The sequence below is a fragment of the Aquimarina sediminis genome (assembly GCF_002895435.1).
Classification (GTDB): Bacteria; Bacteroidota; Bacteroidia; order Flavobacteriales; family Flavobacteriaceae; genus Aquimarina; species Aquimarina sediminis.
Genome location: NZ_POYJ01000002.1, coordinates 486054 through 501089 on the forward strand (window position 1 = coordinate 486054; position 15036 = coordinate 501089).

Consider the following 15036-nt stretch of genomic DNA (forward strand, 5'->3'; position numbering starts at 1 on the left):
TAGAAAAAACTGTGTGATTCCAAATGGAGAGCCTTTAAAACCTTATTTGTGAAATTGTAATATATGTCATCTTCTTTAAGTTTCATTATTTGAAGTTTATGTCTGATATGATGCAAGTTACAAATTTTTATATAAAATACGTTATAAATGACGTAAAATCACGTATTATATGCCGTAATTTTTTAATAAGTGAATACTGATTTTTGCTAGGGTGTATACAAAGTATTGCCGGTTATGATAAAACAGGACAAATTACACCGTATTAAGTTAATAGGGGAACGGGTAAAAGAATTGAGGATCAATTCTGGGTATACGAGCTATGAAACCTTTGCTGTTGATAAAGGGCTAGATAGAAAACATTATTGGCGTTTGGAGAAAGGATCTAATTTTACGTTGAGTACACTTATCCGTATTTGTGATATTCACAATATCTCTCTAAAAGAATTTTTTAAAGACATAGAGTGATCATTTGGTTTTAGAATTAGATATTTATCTTAGACTGAAATGCAAAATATGCCCTTTTCGAAGCCTTTTCTTCGGCTTTCTTTTTTGAAGTAGCTCGAGCTTTTGCGATTACTTTTTCATCGATCCAGAGCTTTACTGCAAAATGTTTCATCTCATCCCTACCTGTATCTTCGTACACTTCGTAGTTAAACACTTTTTTCTCTTTTTGACACCACTCTATCAATAAACTTTTGTAGCTAATTATTTGACCTTCAAGGCTTTCTATATCTACATATGGGTCGATAACTGCTTCTTTAATAAATCGTTCACAGTATACAAAACCACGATCCAGATAAATAGCCCCTATTAATGCTTCAAAAAGGTTTCCATGGATATTTATTCCAAATTGAGATTTAGGAATATTGGTTTTTACTAATTCAATTAATTTAAGATCTTTTCCTAGTTCGTTTAGGTGTTTTCTACTTACTACTTTTGCTCTCATTTTGGTGAGATACCCTTCGTTGCCTTCTGGTACTTCTTTAAATAAATGAGCAGCAATGACACTACTAAGCATGGCATCACCTAGAAACTCTAATCTTTCAAAATTAACTGCATTACCTTTATGATCTTTTAGATTTAAAGACCGATGCGTAAATGCTTTTTCATAAGGTTTAATGTTTCGGGGCTTAAAATTGAGTATTTTCTGAATTTTAGAAAAAAAATTCCCGTTCTTATCAGAGCGGGAATTTAATATGTTTCGAATAACATTCATTATTCGTTCAATTTTTTGAATAACACACAAGCATTATGACCTCCGAAACCAAAGGTATTACTCATTGCATACTTAATTTCACGCTTTTGAGCTTTGTTTAAGGTCAAATTCAATGATGGATCTATGTTTTCATCTACCGTCGTATGATTGATTGTAGGAGGAACAATGCCATTTTGCATAGCCAGTATAGAAGCAATTGCTTCTATGGCTCCTGCAGCACCAAGCAAGTGTCCTGTCATAGATTTTGTTGAATTAATATTGATGTTAAGTGCATGATCTCCAAAAACTTTAGTAATAGCTTTCAATTCTGCAACATCTCCTAATGGTGTGGAGGTGCCATGAGTGTTTATAGCATCTACTTGTTCTGGTGTAACACCTGCATCTCTTAAACAGTTAAGCATCACGCGCTCTACACCTACTCCATCAGGGTGCGGTGCTGTCATATGATATGCATCACTAGACATTCCACCACCAACGACTTCGGCATAGATTTTAGCACCTCGTGCTTTTGCGTGTTCATATTCTTCAAGAATAAGAGCTCCACTTCCTTCTCCAAGAACGAAACCATCTCTGGTTGCGTCAAATGGTCTTGAAGCAGTTTCTGGGCTTTCATTTCTTGTAGATAAAGCATGCATCGCATTAAACCCTCCCATACCAGCAATTGTAACTGCGGCTTCGCTTCCTCCTGTAATGATGATATCACAATGACCTAAACGAATATAGTTTAGAGCATCTATCATAGCATTTGCAGAAGAAGCACAGGCAGAAACTGTGGTATAATTAGGTCCCATAAATCCATTTCGAATAGAAATATGTCCTGGAGCAATATCAGCAATCATTTTCGGGATAAAGAAAGGATTGAAACGTGGTGTTCCATTTCCATTGGCATAACCAATTACTTCTTCCTGAAAAGTTTCTATTCCGCCAATACCTGCTCCCCAAATCACTCCAACTCTAAATTTATCAACCTTTTCCAGATCAATCGCAGCATCTTTTATAGCTTCTTCTGAAGATACAATAGCGTACTGCGCAAATTTATCAAGTTTGCGTGCTTCTTTTCTATCAAAATAATCCGTAGGAGAATAATTTTTGACTTCGCAAGCAAATTTAGTCTTGAAATTTTCGGTATCGAAATAAGAGATAGGAGCACAACCGCTCTTACCATTTACTAATCCATCCCAATATTCATTAATATTGTTACCGATTGGTGTCAATGCACCTAGTCCTGTGACTACAACTCGCTTAAGATTCATATTTTGTTGTGAAGTTATTACTTTGCGTCTTCAATATACGATATTGCTTGACCAACTGTTGCAATGTTTTCAGCTTGATCATCTGGAATCTGAATATCGAATTCTTTTTCGAATTCCATAATCAATTCTACAGTGTCTAACGAATCAGCGCCTAGATCGTTTGTGAAACTAGCTTCATTCACAACTTCGTTTTCGTCTACTCCTAATTTGTCAACGATTATCGCTTTTACTCTTGATGCAATGTCTGACATAATGTTTAATTTTAATTTTTTAATTAGGTGGCAAAAATAAAAAACTTTATTTTAAAACCCCACAATCCCATAAAAATGTGTCTGTATTTTATCAAATATAGCGAAGTATTGCGTTTTTGCTACCTAAAAATGAATAATAATTATTTTTTTTGTGCTCTCTAATTAACAATTTATCACACTATGAAGCGTATTATAATTTTTGCTTCCGGCTCAGGTACCAATGCCGAGAATATAATCAAATATTTTCAAGGGCAAAAAAATGCTGAGGTAACACATGTGTTCTCTAACAACCTGCGTGCCAAAGTATTGAAAAGGGCTCATGCCTTGAAGGTAAAGGCGTTACACTTTGACAAAGAGTCATTTTATGACACAAATGAAGTACTAAATGTCTTAAAAGATGCCAAACCTGACATGATTGTGTTGGCAGGTTTTTTATGGATATTTCCTAAAAAAATTATAGAAATCTTCCCCAATAAGGTTATAAATGTTCATCCAGCATTATTACCAAAATATGGAGGAAAAGGGATGTATGGTCATCATGTGCATGAAGCTGTAGTTAAAAATAAGGAAAAAGAAAGCGGTATTACGATTCATTATGTGAATGAACATTATGATGAAGGAGCAATAATTTTTCAAGCAAAAACTCCAATTTCAGAAAAAGATTCTGCAGAAGATGTGGCTCAGGCGATTCATCAATTAGAATATAAACATTTCCCTCTCGTTATAGAAGAGCTTCTGTTTGCAGAAAAAGAGTAGTTTGAAAAGATTATAACTCAAAGTTGTTTGGTAAGAAAAATAATTGTCATGTTGAGTCGGTCGAAGCAAGTTTATAGAACAAAATCACTTCGACATGCTCAGTGTGACTTCCAAAACATTGTTAATAATGCCTCAAACAGATGTTATAAGGAATAACGAAGAAGAATCAACTGATAAAAATGGCAAAAAAAGAAAAGTTTTATGTTGTCTGGGAAGGGCACAGACCTGGGATTTATATGAGTTGGGATGACTGCAAGGCTGCAGTTAAAGGATTTGCTAATGCGAAGTACAAATCTTTTGATTCTTTTGATGTAGCTAAAAAAGCTTATAAAGGAGATTACGAGGATTATAAAGGTAAAAGCAAAGCAAAAAAAATACTAACCCCAGAACAACTGTCAAAAATAGGAGAACCAAATTTATATTCTATAGCGGTAGATGCAGCCTCCAGCGGTAACCCCGGTAAGATGGAATATCGCGGTGTAGATACTCAAACAGAAAAACAGCTTTTTCACCAAGGTCCATTTATAGAAGGAACTAATAATATAGGAGAGTTTTTGGCTCTTGTGCATGGTCTTGCCTATCTTAAAAAGAAAAATAGTGATCGTATTATATATTCTGATTCAAGAATAGCTATAGGATGGGTAAAACAAAAATCATGTAGAACAAAACTTAAGAGGACTAGTAAAAATGCAGAGATGTTCGAACTAGTAGATCGCGCATTACAATGGCTCAAAAGCAATACATATACTACTAAAATTGTAAAATGGGAAACCAAAGCCTGGGGAGAAATTCCTGCGGATTTTGGTAGAAAATAGATTTTAAAAACTTTTAGAAACAGTAATATATACAAAATGCTCCAGAAAAACTCTGGAGCATTTTTAATAATTATTAATCTAGTATATCAAACAATTGATATCTGGTTGTTCTTTCTTCTAGCTACCACATGCACCAAGATTATTCCATCCACTAGATGTTCTTTGGTATAAAGTTCCTTGGTAAGTTACTTTGTCTCCAACAGAATAAGAAGCATTACTATTATATGGAGCTACCCCACTACAAATATCAACAGGAGTACTATCACATGCTCCAAGATTATTCCATCCACTAGATGTTCTTTGGTATAAAGTTCCTTGATAAGTTACTTTGTCTCCAACAGAATAAGAAGCATTACTGTTGTATTCTGATACACCATCGCAGTTACCACCGCCAGTATTAGTACCTGGATATATTGTGGCAATAAAAGATTTATCGGTTGCAGATAATCGAGAATTATTTCCTACGGCAACACCATCGGTAGTGTGTTCTGCCGGAATAGGATAATGCATAATAGATTTTGGATCATATACGCTATAGTTAGAGACATTCTTTTCATAACGTCTAAAAAGATTGTTGTCTACCTGTGCTCTACTCCAGTTGTTAGGTGGTCCTGCATAATATGCATATACCGCTTCTTTATCCCAGTTAATCCCGGCTACAGGGTTTTGGTGTTCGTGAATCAAACCAAGTGCATGACCAAATTCATGAATAGTAGTTCTTCTAAACTCTGTGTCAGAGGTATTGTTGTTAAACCATCCAAAATGCATACTATGAGAATAGTTGTTAGAATCAGTTCCTAAGTATGACCAAGATCCACCATCATCTGCGAATTGACCTTCTTTAAAACCAATTTTGATATTAGCACTACTATTTGAAGACACCCATTCAAATTTAAGGTTAGCGTAGCTTTCCCATTCCACGGCATATTGTCGTACTTTGGATTGTACATAACTATTCCCATTCAAAAATTTAACACGGATTGTTTGCCCTGGTTCCCACTGCTTTGCTTTAAGACTTGCAGCTTTTGATTGATTAGTATCCCATTTTTCTATACAAACATGGGCGTTTTTTGCAGTTACATTCTGATTAGCTTCGATAAAATCTTCAGAATCCTTTTCACAATTGAACAATAAAATTGACAACGAAGTAACTAAAGCTAGTTTAGCTAAATTTAATTTTTTCATAATTGTTGAGTTTGTAGTTATTGCAAATAACGTTTATTTTTTATAAATATTTTAAGAATTCTGTAATTTTTTTAAATAAAATTTAACATTTTTGTATTATTTAATGTGTTTTAGTAGCTAATTTGTTGCTATTTTTTTATCGTAAAAAATACGTGAAACCCTTTTAAAATCTATGTTTTTCACTTAAGACCAACTCGCTATTGAATTGATTAATTTATCAGGAATGTTTGAAGGTGGAATATTTATTAAAAAACTATTTTTAAAAGATGGATAATGGTATTTTAAATAGAATGATCTAAAAAAAGGAGTAATTATCTAAGAAAAATATCTATTGGTTTTGATGGTACATAAGTTTGTGTAAAACCATCTTTACTACTTAAAACTAAAGCGTATATTTGCAAAAAAATATACTGCTAGTTTATGAGTAAATTACTTATTGTTGGTTCTATCGCCTTTGATGCAATAGAAACCCCTTTTGGTAAAACAGATAAAATATTAGGAGGAGCCGCTCCTTATATAGCACTTTCTGCATCTAATTTTAATGTTTCTTCTGCGATTGTCTCTGTAGTTGGTGAAGATTTTCCTTTGGATTATCTTGCAATGCTAGAGAAAAAGAACATTGATATTTCTGCTGTAGAAATTGTTAAAGGAGGAAAAACTTTTTTCTGGAGCGGTCGATATCACAATGATTTAAACTCTAGAGATACCCTAGATACACAACTCAATGTTCTTGCAGATTTTAATCCTGTAGTTCCAGAAGGATACAAGGATGCTACTATTGTAATGCTTGGTAATTTACATCCAATAGTTCAACTTGGTGTCATAGAGCAGCTTACTAGTCCTCCTAAGCTGATTGTACTTGATACTATGAATTTTTGGATGGATAATGCATTGGATGACTTGCTAAAAGTGATTTCTAAAGTTGATGTTATTACGATCAATGATGAAGAGGCGAGGCAATTAAGTGGAGAGTATTCTTTGGTAAAAGCAGCGCGGGCAATCGAAAAAATGGGACCAAAATATGTGGTGATTAAGAAAGGAGAGCATGGTGCTTTATTGTTTCATGAAGAGCAGATTTTCTTTGCTCCAGCATTACCATTAGAAGAAGTTTTCGATCCCACTGGTGCTGGAGATACATTTGCAGGAGGTTTCTCGGGATATTTAACTAAAACAAATGATATCTCATTTGAGAACATGAAAAAAGCAATTATTCATGCTTCTAATTTAGCCTCCTTTTGTGTAGAGAAATTTGGGACAGAACGAATGGAAAATTTAAAACGAGACGAAGTGCAGAGGCGACTTCAGCAGTTTAGAGAGTTAACACAATTTGAAATAGAATTGTCTTGATATAATAGGCCCTAAAGCGATTGTTTGGGGCTTTTTTAATTATGGTTTATTTAAACACAACAACATTTAGAATTTTTGGAATACAATGAGTGATGCGTTAAAACACGAATGCGGAATAGCATTTATTAGACTACTAAAACCATTAGAGTATTATAAAGAGAAATATGGTAGTGCATTTTATGGTGTAAATAAGATGTATCTGATGATGGAAAAACAGCATAATCGTGGTCAGGATGGGGCTGGATTTGCAAGTATTAAATTAGATACTGCTCCCGGAGAGAGATATATAAGTAGAGTTAGATCCAGCGAATCACAACCTATACAGGATATTTTTTCTCAGATTAATGATAGAATTAATAAAAAGTTAGTTGATCACCCAGAGTATGCAGATGATGTAGCGTTACAGAAAAAAAATATACCATATATAGGAGAAGTACTTTTGGGGCATGTGCGTTATGGTACTTTTGGAAAAAACAGTGTTGAAAGTGTTCATCCGTTTTTGAGACAAAACAATTGGATGCATCGTAATCTGATTGTAGCGGGTAACTTTAATATGACAAACAATGATGTATTGTTTGATAATCTGGTGAGATTGGGGCAGCATCCTAAGGACAAGGTTGATACTGTTACTGTAATGGAGAAAATTGGACACTTCTTGGATTCTGAAGTGGCTAAGCTATATAAGAAACTGAAGAAGGAAGGCTTTAATAAAAATGAAGCTTCCCCACAGATTGCAGATCGATTAAATGTAGCCAAAATTCTTAAAAAATCATCTAGAGACTGGGATGGTGGTTATGCTATGGCAGGTATGTTGGGTCATGGAGATGCTTTTGTGCTTAGAGATCCCGCAGGAATACGACCAGCATACTACTATAAAGATGATGAGGTGGTTGTAGTAGCTTCAGAAAGACCGGTAATTCAAACGGTGTTTAATGTTGCTTTTGATGAAGTAAAAGAATTGAGTCCTGGAAAAGCTATTATTGTTAAAAAGGATGGAAAAACCTCTGTTGATAGAATTATAGAACCATTAGAGAGAAAAGCATGTTCTTTTGAACGTATTTATTTCTCTAGGGGGAGTGATGCCGAAATCTATGAAGAAAGAAAAAACCTAGGGAGATTGATTATGCCTCAGGTTTTAGAGGAAATAGGGCATGATACTGTAAATACGGTTTTTTCTTTTATTCCTAATACAGCAGAAACTTCATTCTACGGTATGGTAGAAGCAGCTCAGGATGAATTAAACAAGCAGAAGAATGAAACTATACTAGCAGAGAAAGAGTCATTAACCGATGAGCGTCTGTCAGAGATTCTTTCATATAGGTTAAGAACTGAGAAAATTGCTATTAAGGATGCTAAGCTTCGTACTTTTATTACAGAAGATAGTAGTAGAGACGACTTGGTTGCTCATGTTTATGATGTTACTTATGGAGTGGTGAAGAAAGAAGACAACCTTGTAATAATTGATGATAGTATTGTTAGAGGAACTACTCTCAAAAAAAGTATTATCAAGATGGTCGACAGATTAAAACCAAAGAAAATAGTTATTGTTTCTTCAGCACCACAAATCCGTTTTCCTGATTGTTATGGTATTGATATGGCAAGACTAGAAGGTTTAATAGCATTTCAGGCAGCGTTGGAGCTTTTAAAAGAAAACGGAAACTATGATTTAGTAGAGCAGGTTTATGAAAAATGTAAAGCACAGGAGAATTTGGAAGATTCAGAAGTGCAAAATTTTGTGAAAGAAATTTATGCCGGTTTTACTGATCAAGAAATAAGTGATAAGATATCAGAATTGTTAAGTGATAATACAGTAAATGCTTCTGTAAAGATTATTTATCAAACTGTTGATAACTTGCATAAGGCATGTCCAAAGAATTTAGGAGATTGGTATTTTACCGGAGATTATCCGACTGTAGGAGGAAATAGGGTTGTAAATAAGGCTTTTATAAATTTCTTTGAAGGTAAAAACGAGAGAGCTTATTAAAAATCCAAAAATGTTTGATGTTAAAAATAGCTAATTTGTGTATTTCAACAATTATTTTGACCTTTCATCTAAAACATTTTTTCACTATGAAATAACGCTCTATATTAGCAAAGCCATAGCATAAGTAGGTTAAGTTCATGGTAGATTTGGGGCAAAAAAAGGTGGTTCTTCCACCTTTTTTTATTTTATGACATTTTTGAAAAATAATTATATAAAAAAAGAGCCGTACTAGTACGGCTCTTTTTGTCTTAAAAGAATAAATTATTTTCCTTGAGCATATCGCTTTGAAACCTCTTCCCAGTCAATTACATTAAAAAATGCAGAAACATAATCTGGGCGACGATTCTGGTAATTTAAATAATAAGCATGCTCCCATACATCTAATGCAAGAATAGGAGTACCTCCACAACCTACACCAGGCATTAAAGGATTGTCTTGATTCGCTGTAGAGCAAACTTCTACCTTTCCTCCTGGGTGAACACATAACCATGCCCATCCAGAACCAAATCGAGTGCCTGCCGCGCTAGAAAAAGCTCCTTTAAAAGCATCAAAAGTTTCATAAGCTGCATTTATGGCATCAGCAAGCTCACCAGAAGGTTTTCCTCCACCATTAGGAGACATTACTTCCCAAAACAAATTATGGTTATAGTAACCGCCCCCGTTATTTCTAACAGCAGTGTTTGACTTATCAAGATTAATTAGAATATTTTCGATAGTTTTTCCTTCAAGATCGGTTCCTTCAATTGCAGCATTTAGCTTACTGGTGTATCCTGCATGATGTTTATCATGATGGATTTCCATAGTTCGGGCGTCTATATGAGGTTCTAACGCATCAAAAGCGTAGTTTAATTTTGGTAATTCGAATGACATATGTTACTGTTTTGATTAATAAAAAAACGAAAATGACACCAAATTTAACAATTAGAGTGGTGAATAAAAATTTATAGTTGTTATAAATTAATTAAATATAAATTACAATAGTAAACAGTAAGTCATAACGCAAAGTTGTATTTGAGATTTATAAGCTTTATTCTTTAAAAGAACAACTAGCGAATTTGTAGTACTGTTATTGAGAAAAAAGTTGGACAAGTCTTATTTGATGAAAAAGTTATTCAATTCATTGATGAGGCTGATTCTCAGAAAGGTAATGTCTTCTGTTGTACTCACCTATTTTAATCAAAACCGTCAATTAAATTTTAAAAACAAACACGCTATGCATAATGCCACAAGCATTTAGTATTTTAGTAAAAAAAATTGAATACAAATACAGCCTTTACTATTTATAATGCTGCTGCTGGTGCCGGGAAAACGTATACTTTGGTCAAAGCATATTTGATAGCTTTACTTAAAGGAGAGTTTAAAGATGGTTACAAGAATATTTTGGCAATAACCTTTACAAATAAAGCGGTTGCCGAAATGAAAAACAGAATTCTAGAAAATCTTGTTGCCATCAGTGCTATTGATACTCCTTCACAATATCAGGATTTACAAAAAGAATTAGTAGAAGAGACTAAAATTCCTGAGAAAGAACTTAAACAAAAATCAAAAAGAATATTAAAAAGCATTCTCCACAACTATGCTGCGTTTGATGTTGTTACCATAGATACTTTTACACATAGGGTTATTAGAACATTTGCATATGATTTAGGAATTCCAATGAATTTTGAAATCGAAATGGATACAGATTCTTTAATCGAAGAGGCAGTAGACGCGGTAGTTGCAAAAATAGGAGTAGATAAAGAACTAACGAGATTAATTATTGATTTCGCAATAAGTAAATTGGAAGAAGATAAAAGCTGGGACATCACTATAGAATTGAATAAGATTGCAAGACTTTTATTTAGTGAAAACGATAGAGAGCATCTCAATAAACTTTCTCATAAAAAAATTAAAGATTTTGAGACCTTTAAAAAACTTTTGGAGCAAAAAATCGAACTAAGCAAGAAAAATGTTATTGATAAATCTATTACTGTGTTGCAATTGATTAATGATACAGGATTAGAATATACCGATTTTACGCGCAGCTCAATTCCAAACCATTTTTCGAAACTGGCAGAAGGAGATGTCAAAGTAGACTATAAGGCAGCATGGAAACAGAATATACAAGAAGCGTCTTTTTATGGAGCCAAACTAGATGATTATAAAAAAGAGTTGATCGATAGTATTCGCTCTAGAATAGAAGATGAGTTTTTGGAAACAAAACAGGTATTGACCCAAATAAATTTCTTTCAGAATGTAAAGAAAAATATAACACCTCTTTCTGTGCTTAATGCAATTAATAAAGAATTACTTGAGATCAAAAAAGATAGAAAGATTCTCCTTATATCAGAGTTTAATACAATTATAAGCAAGGCAATTCAAGGTCAGCCTGCTCCATTTATATATGAGCGTTTAGGAGAACGTTATAGAGATTATTTTATTGATGAATTTCAAGATACTTCAGAATTACAATGGAATAATTTAGTGCCACTGATTGATAATGCCGTGGCTACCGAGACATTAACTGGGAAAAGAGGACGAATTACTATTGTAGGAGATGCTAAGCAAGCCATTTATCGATGGAGAGGAGGTAAAGCAGAACAATTTATCGATTTATCTTCTGATAAAAACCCTTTTTCAGTACAGGAAAAACAAGTTCTTAATCTACCAAGAAATTATCGAAGTCATGAAGAAGTGATTAAATTTAATAATAGTCTATTTACTTTTTTATCTGGTGATTTTAGTGACGAAAAACATAGAGAGTTATACTTGTCAGGAAATAAACAAGAAGTTAATTCTAAAAAAGAAGGATATGTTAATGTGTCGTTTATTAAGGCAAAAAATGTTGCCGAAGAGAATGAGTTGTATCCAGAGAAGGTGTATGAGAGGGTAACGGAGCTAAATGAAAAAGGGTATAGACTTAATGAGATATGTATTATTGTAAGAAAACAAAGAGAAGGCGCCGCAATAGCAGATTTCTTAACCCAAAAAGGGTTATCTATAATTTCATCTGAGACATTATTGATCAATAACGCTCCTCAGGTTGTTTTTATAATTGATTTGCTCACCTGGAGTATCCAGTCAGATCACTTACAATCAAAAACGGATGTATTACATTTTTTAACAGGACAGTTTTTGATACAAGAAAGGCATGCTTTTTTACAAAAAATGATATCTGCTACCAAAAAATCATTTTCTTCAGAATTAAAAACTTTAGGTGTTGATTTTGCCTTTGCTCAGTTAGCAATAAAGCCGCTCTATGACGCTGTCGAGTATATTATATCTTGTTTTTCTCTGGCAGATAAAGAAACTGCGTATTTACAGTTTTTTTTAGATGTAGTATTCGCTTTTACACAAAGGCATACAGAAGGCGTTGTTGGATTTTTGGCTTATTGGCATGCTAATAAGGATAAACTAAGTATTGTAGCACCAGAAGCAGAACAGGCCATTAAAATTATGACAATACACAAAGCTAAAGGGCTAGAGTTCCCCTGTGTGATCTACCCCTATGCAAATATTGACATATATAAAGAAATAGAGCCCAAAACATGGTTGCCCGTTTGCAAAGAAGACTATTTAGGTTTTGAAGAAGTATTTATCAACTATAGTAAAGGTATATCAGACTATGGTGATGATGCCAAAGAAGTTGTTGTAAATAGACAATCTCAATTAGAGTTAGACGCATTTAATTTATTGTATGTGGTGCTTACTCGTGCAAAAGAACAGCTTTATGTTATTTCTAAGTTAGATTTAAATTCAAAAGGAGAGAGCAATCCAAATGCCTTTTCTGGTAAATTGATTTCATATTTAAAGTATATAAATGTGTGGGATCCCGAAAGAATAGAATATGTCTTTGGAAACTCGTCTATGCCTGATAAAGCAAATCCAGGAAAAGATAAAGAATCAAGAGTTGTTAAGCTTTCTCGATTTGAAGATTCTGCAGGGAGATATAAAGTGCATATTATTACTAATTCAGGGAAGCTATGGGATACGTCTCAACAAAATGCAATAGAAAAGGGAAATTTAGTACACGATCTTATGGCCTCTATTGTAACATGCCATGATGTAAAAGAAGTTGTTGAAGAAGCATATAATAAAGGAGAGATTATGATTTCGCAAAAAGAAACTCTTTATGATGAAATAAGGAATATTGTAGAACACCCTGAGCTCTCTCAATATTTCACTACGGGTAATTTGGTTTATAATGAAAGAGATATAATTTCTAATGGAAGGTTATTTCGCCCGGATCGAGTAGTCATTGACCAAAATAAGCTAACAACAATAATAGATTATAAAACTGGAGTGTATAGTGATTCTCATGCTGCGCAGATACAGGAATATGCCTCACTTCTTGAAAAAATTGGTCACATTATAAAAGATAGAGTTCTGATTTATTTTAATGAAGAAACGATTATAAAATATATATAAATACACAATCATTTTTGTAATTACTAAAAGAAAGTTAAGGATAAAAGGTAATTTTATCTTATAATTGTAACATAATTATAGAGATGAATGCAGTATTTTTTTCTCTAACATGGTTAGAATCATTGCTTTTTTCGGGGCTGAAAAATTGTAAATAAAAACGACAATCCCCTTCAAAGCTACGATATCTACTGGTCTGTTAAGAAAAATTTATTAGATTTATCTTTGACAGTTATTTTTAACATATTACATTTGCTCTAATTAACACTTAAAAATTAAATTATTGAATATGAAACATCTTAGCACATTTTTAGTGGCTTCGTTACTAGTACTTGGACTTAGTACGGCGAATGCACAAGATGAAAACAATCCTTGGGCGGTTTCTATAGGTATTAATGCCGTTGACATCTTTCCTACTGGGGGAGACCTTATTAATCAGGGAGAAATTTTCGATGAGTTTTTTAATGCTAGTGACCACTGGAATATACTTCCATCTGTATCTAAATTATCTGTTGGGAGATATATAGGAGATGGTTTTACTTTTACAGTTGCTGGGTCAGTTAACAAAATAGAAAATCTTGGTGAGCTTCCAGATGGTACTCCAGTTAACGCTGATGATCTATCTTACTATGCTGCTGATGCTACAATTGGTTATAGCCTTAAAAATGTATTAAAAACAAAATGGTTTGATCCTTACCTTGGTGTAGGTGGAGGTTATACTTGGATTGATGAAGTAGGAGCTGGAACATTAAACGGTTCTCTTGGATTCAATGTTTGGTTAACTGAAAACTTAGCTTTTAACGTTGGAACAACTTACAAGCACGTATTTGAAGATTATGAGACTGGTGATTATATCCCAACTCACTTCCAACACTCTGCAGGTCTTACTTTCGCTTTTGGAGGTAAAGATACTGACGGAGACGGAATATATGACAAAGATGATGAGTGTCCAGAAGTTCCTGGTTTAGAGGAATTCAACGGATGTCCTGATACTGATGGTGATGGAATCACTGATGCTAAAGATGATTGTCCTGATACAGCAGGTCTTGCTGAATTTAACGGATGTCCTGATACTGACGGTGACGGAGTTCCAGATCCTAAAGATGATTGTCCTACTGAAGCTGGATTACCTGCACTTAATGGATGTCCTGATGCTGACGGTGATGGAATCGCTGATGGTAAAGATGGTTGTCCTAACGAAGCTGGACCAGCTGCTAATAACGGATGTCCTTACCAAGATAAAGATGGTGACGGTGTATTAGATAAAGATGATAACTGTCCTGATGTTGCTGGTACTGTTGCAAACAATGGTTGCCCAGAAGTAACTGAAGAAGTACAGAAAACTCTTAACGAGTATGCTAAGACTATATTATTTGATTCTGGTAGATCTAGTATCAAAGAAGAATCTAACAAAGCACTTGCAGATATTATTGCTATCTTAAAAGAGTATCCTACTGCTAAGTTTACTATAGAAGGACATACTGATAGCCAAGGTAAAGCTTCAAATAACCAGAAATTATCTGACTCTAGAGCTAATGCAGTTAAAAGCTACTTAACTTCTAACGGTATCGATCAGTTTAGATTATCTGCTGTAGGTTATGGAGAAGACAGACCAATCGCTTCTAACAAAACTAGAGCGGGTAGAGCACAAAACAGAAGAGTAGAGATCAACTTAGTGAAGTAATTAAGGAGAATATCTCAATAATAAATAATAAAAACGTCCCGAATTTTCGGGACGTTTTTTATTTTTAGAAAGTCTAAAAAGAATCATCAAAATGTTTTGTTTTTCTAGTAGAGGGTGATTGATAAAAATGCATAAGCTTAA

At 33.8% G+C, this 15036-nt stretch carries 12 protein-coding genes; 7 read left to right on the forward strand and 5 right to left on the reverse strand.

The genetic code is table 11. The features are described from left to right. The first annotated feature begins 234 nt into the window (after positions 1-234). Positions 235-465, forward strand: coding sequence for a helix-turn-helix domain-containing protein (locus C1X07_RS06470; RefSeq protein ID WP_103069169.1), 231 nt, complete (start codon positions 235-237; stop codon positions 463-465). Positions 466-481: 16 nt separating this feature from the next. Here the strand turns inward: C1X07_RS06470 and rnc are convergent, their stop codons facing one another. Genes rnc through C1X07_RS06485 form a run of 3 tightly spaced genes read right to left on the reverse strand, consistent with a single transcriptional unit; the run spans position 482 to position 2720 of the window. Then, the gene (gene rnc / locus C1X07_RS06475) at positions 482-1216 is read right to left on the reverse strand and encodes a ribonuclease III (RefSeq protein WP_103069608.1); all 735 of its coding nucleotides are present in this window, start codon (positions 1214-1216) and stop codon (positions 482-484) included. Further along, positions 1216-2469 (reverse strand): beta-ketoacyl-ACP synthase II, encoded by a 1254-nt coding sequence (fabF, locus tag C1X07_RS06480; RefSeq protein WP_103069170.1) that lies wholly within the window; start codon positions 2467-2469, stop codon positions 1216-1218. Before fabF ends, rnc begins: the two co-directional genes overlap by 1 nt. A 17-nt stretch (positions 2470-2486) precedes the next feature. Next, positions 2487-2720, reverse strand: coding sequence for an acyl carrier protein (locus C1X07_RS06485; protein WP_024768509.1), 234 nt, complete (start codon positions 2718-2720; stop codon positions 2487-2489). 180 nt (positions 2721-2900) lie between these two features. Here C1X07_RS06485 and purN point away from each other — a divergent pair, with 180 nt between their 5' ends. Beyond that, positions 2901-3476, forward strand: coding sequence for a phosphoribosylglycinamide formyltransferase (purN, locus tag C1X07_RS06490; protein WP_103069171.1), 576 nt, complete (start codon positions 2901-2903; stop codon positions 3474-3476). Between the two features lie 179 nt (positions 3477-3655). Then, the gene (locus tag C1X07_RS06495; RefSeq protein ID WP_103069172.1) at positions 3656-4291 is read left to right on the forward strand and encodes a ribonuclease H1 domain-containing protein; all 636 of its coding nucleotides are present in this window, start codon (positions 3656-3658) and stop codon (positions 4289-4291) included. Positions 4292-4408: 117 nt separating this feature from the next. Here C1X07_RS06495 and C1X07_RS06500 read toward each other — a convergent pair whose 3' ends face one another. Then, the gene (locus C1X07_RS06500) at positions 4409-5476 is read right to left on the reverse strand and encodes a carbohydrate-binding protein (RefSeq protein WP_103069173.1); all 1068 of its coding nucleotides are present in this window, start codon (positions 5474-5476) and stop codon (positions 4409-4411) included. 420 nt (positions 5477-5896) lie between these two features. Between C1X07_RS06500 and C1X07_RS06505 the strand changes: the two genes are divergently transcribed. Beyond that, positions 5897-6823: a PfkB family carbohydrate kinase gene (locus C1X07_RS06505; RefSeq protein WP_103069174.1), complete on the forward strand. Its 927-nt coding sequence runs from the start codon at positions 5897-5899 to the stop codon at positions 6821-6823. A gap of 85 nt (positions 6824-6908) precedes the next feature. Beyond that, positions 6909-8807: an amidophosphoribosyltransferase gene (locus C1X07_RS06510; protein WP_103069175.1), complete on the forward strand. Its 1899-nt coding sequence runs from the start codon at positions 6909-6911 to the stop codon at positions 8805-8807. Positions 8808-9068: 261 nt separating this feature from the next. Here C1X07_RS06510 and C1X07_RS06515 read toward each other — a convergent pair whose 3' ends face one another. Then, positions 9069-9677, reverse strand: a complete 609-nt coding sequence (locus C1X07_RS06515; RefSeq protein ID WP_103069176.1) for a superoxide dismutase — start codon at positions 9675-9677, stop codon at positions 9069-9071. 384 nt (positions 9678-10061) lie between these two features. Here C1X07_RS06515 and C1X07_RS06520 point away from each other — a divergent pair, with 384 nt between their 5' ends. Both C1X07_RS06520 and C1X07_RS06525 read left to right on the forward strand, forming a co-directional pair. Beyond that, entirely contained in the window at positions 10062-13214 is a 3153-nt protein-coding gene (locus C1X07_RS06520) for a UvrD-helicase domain-containing protein (RefSeq protein ID WP_103069177.1), read from the forward strand. Between the two features lie 286 nt (positions 13215-13500). Next, entirely contained in the window at positions 13501-14895 is a 1395-nt protein-coding gene (locus tag C1X07_RS06525) for an OmpA family protein (protein WP_103069178.1), read from the forward strand. Positions 14896-15036 lie beyond the last annotated feature (141 nt).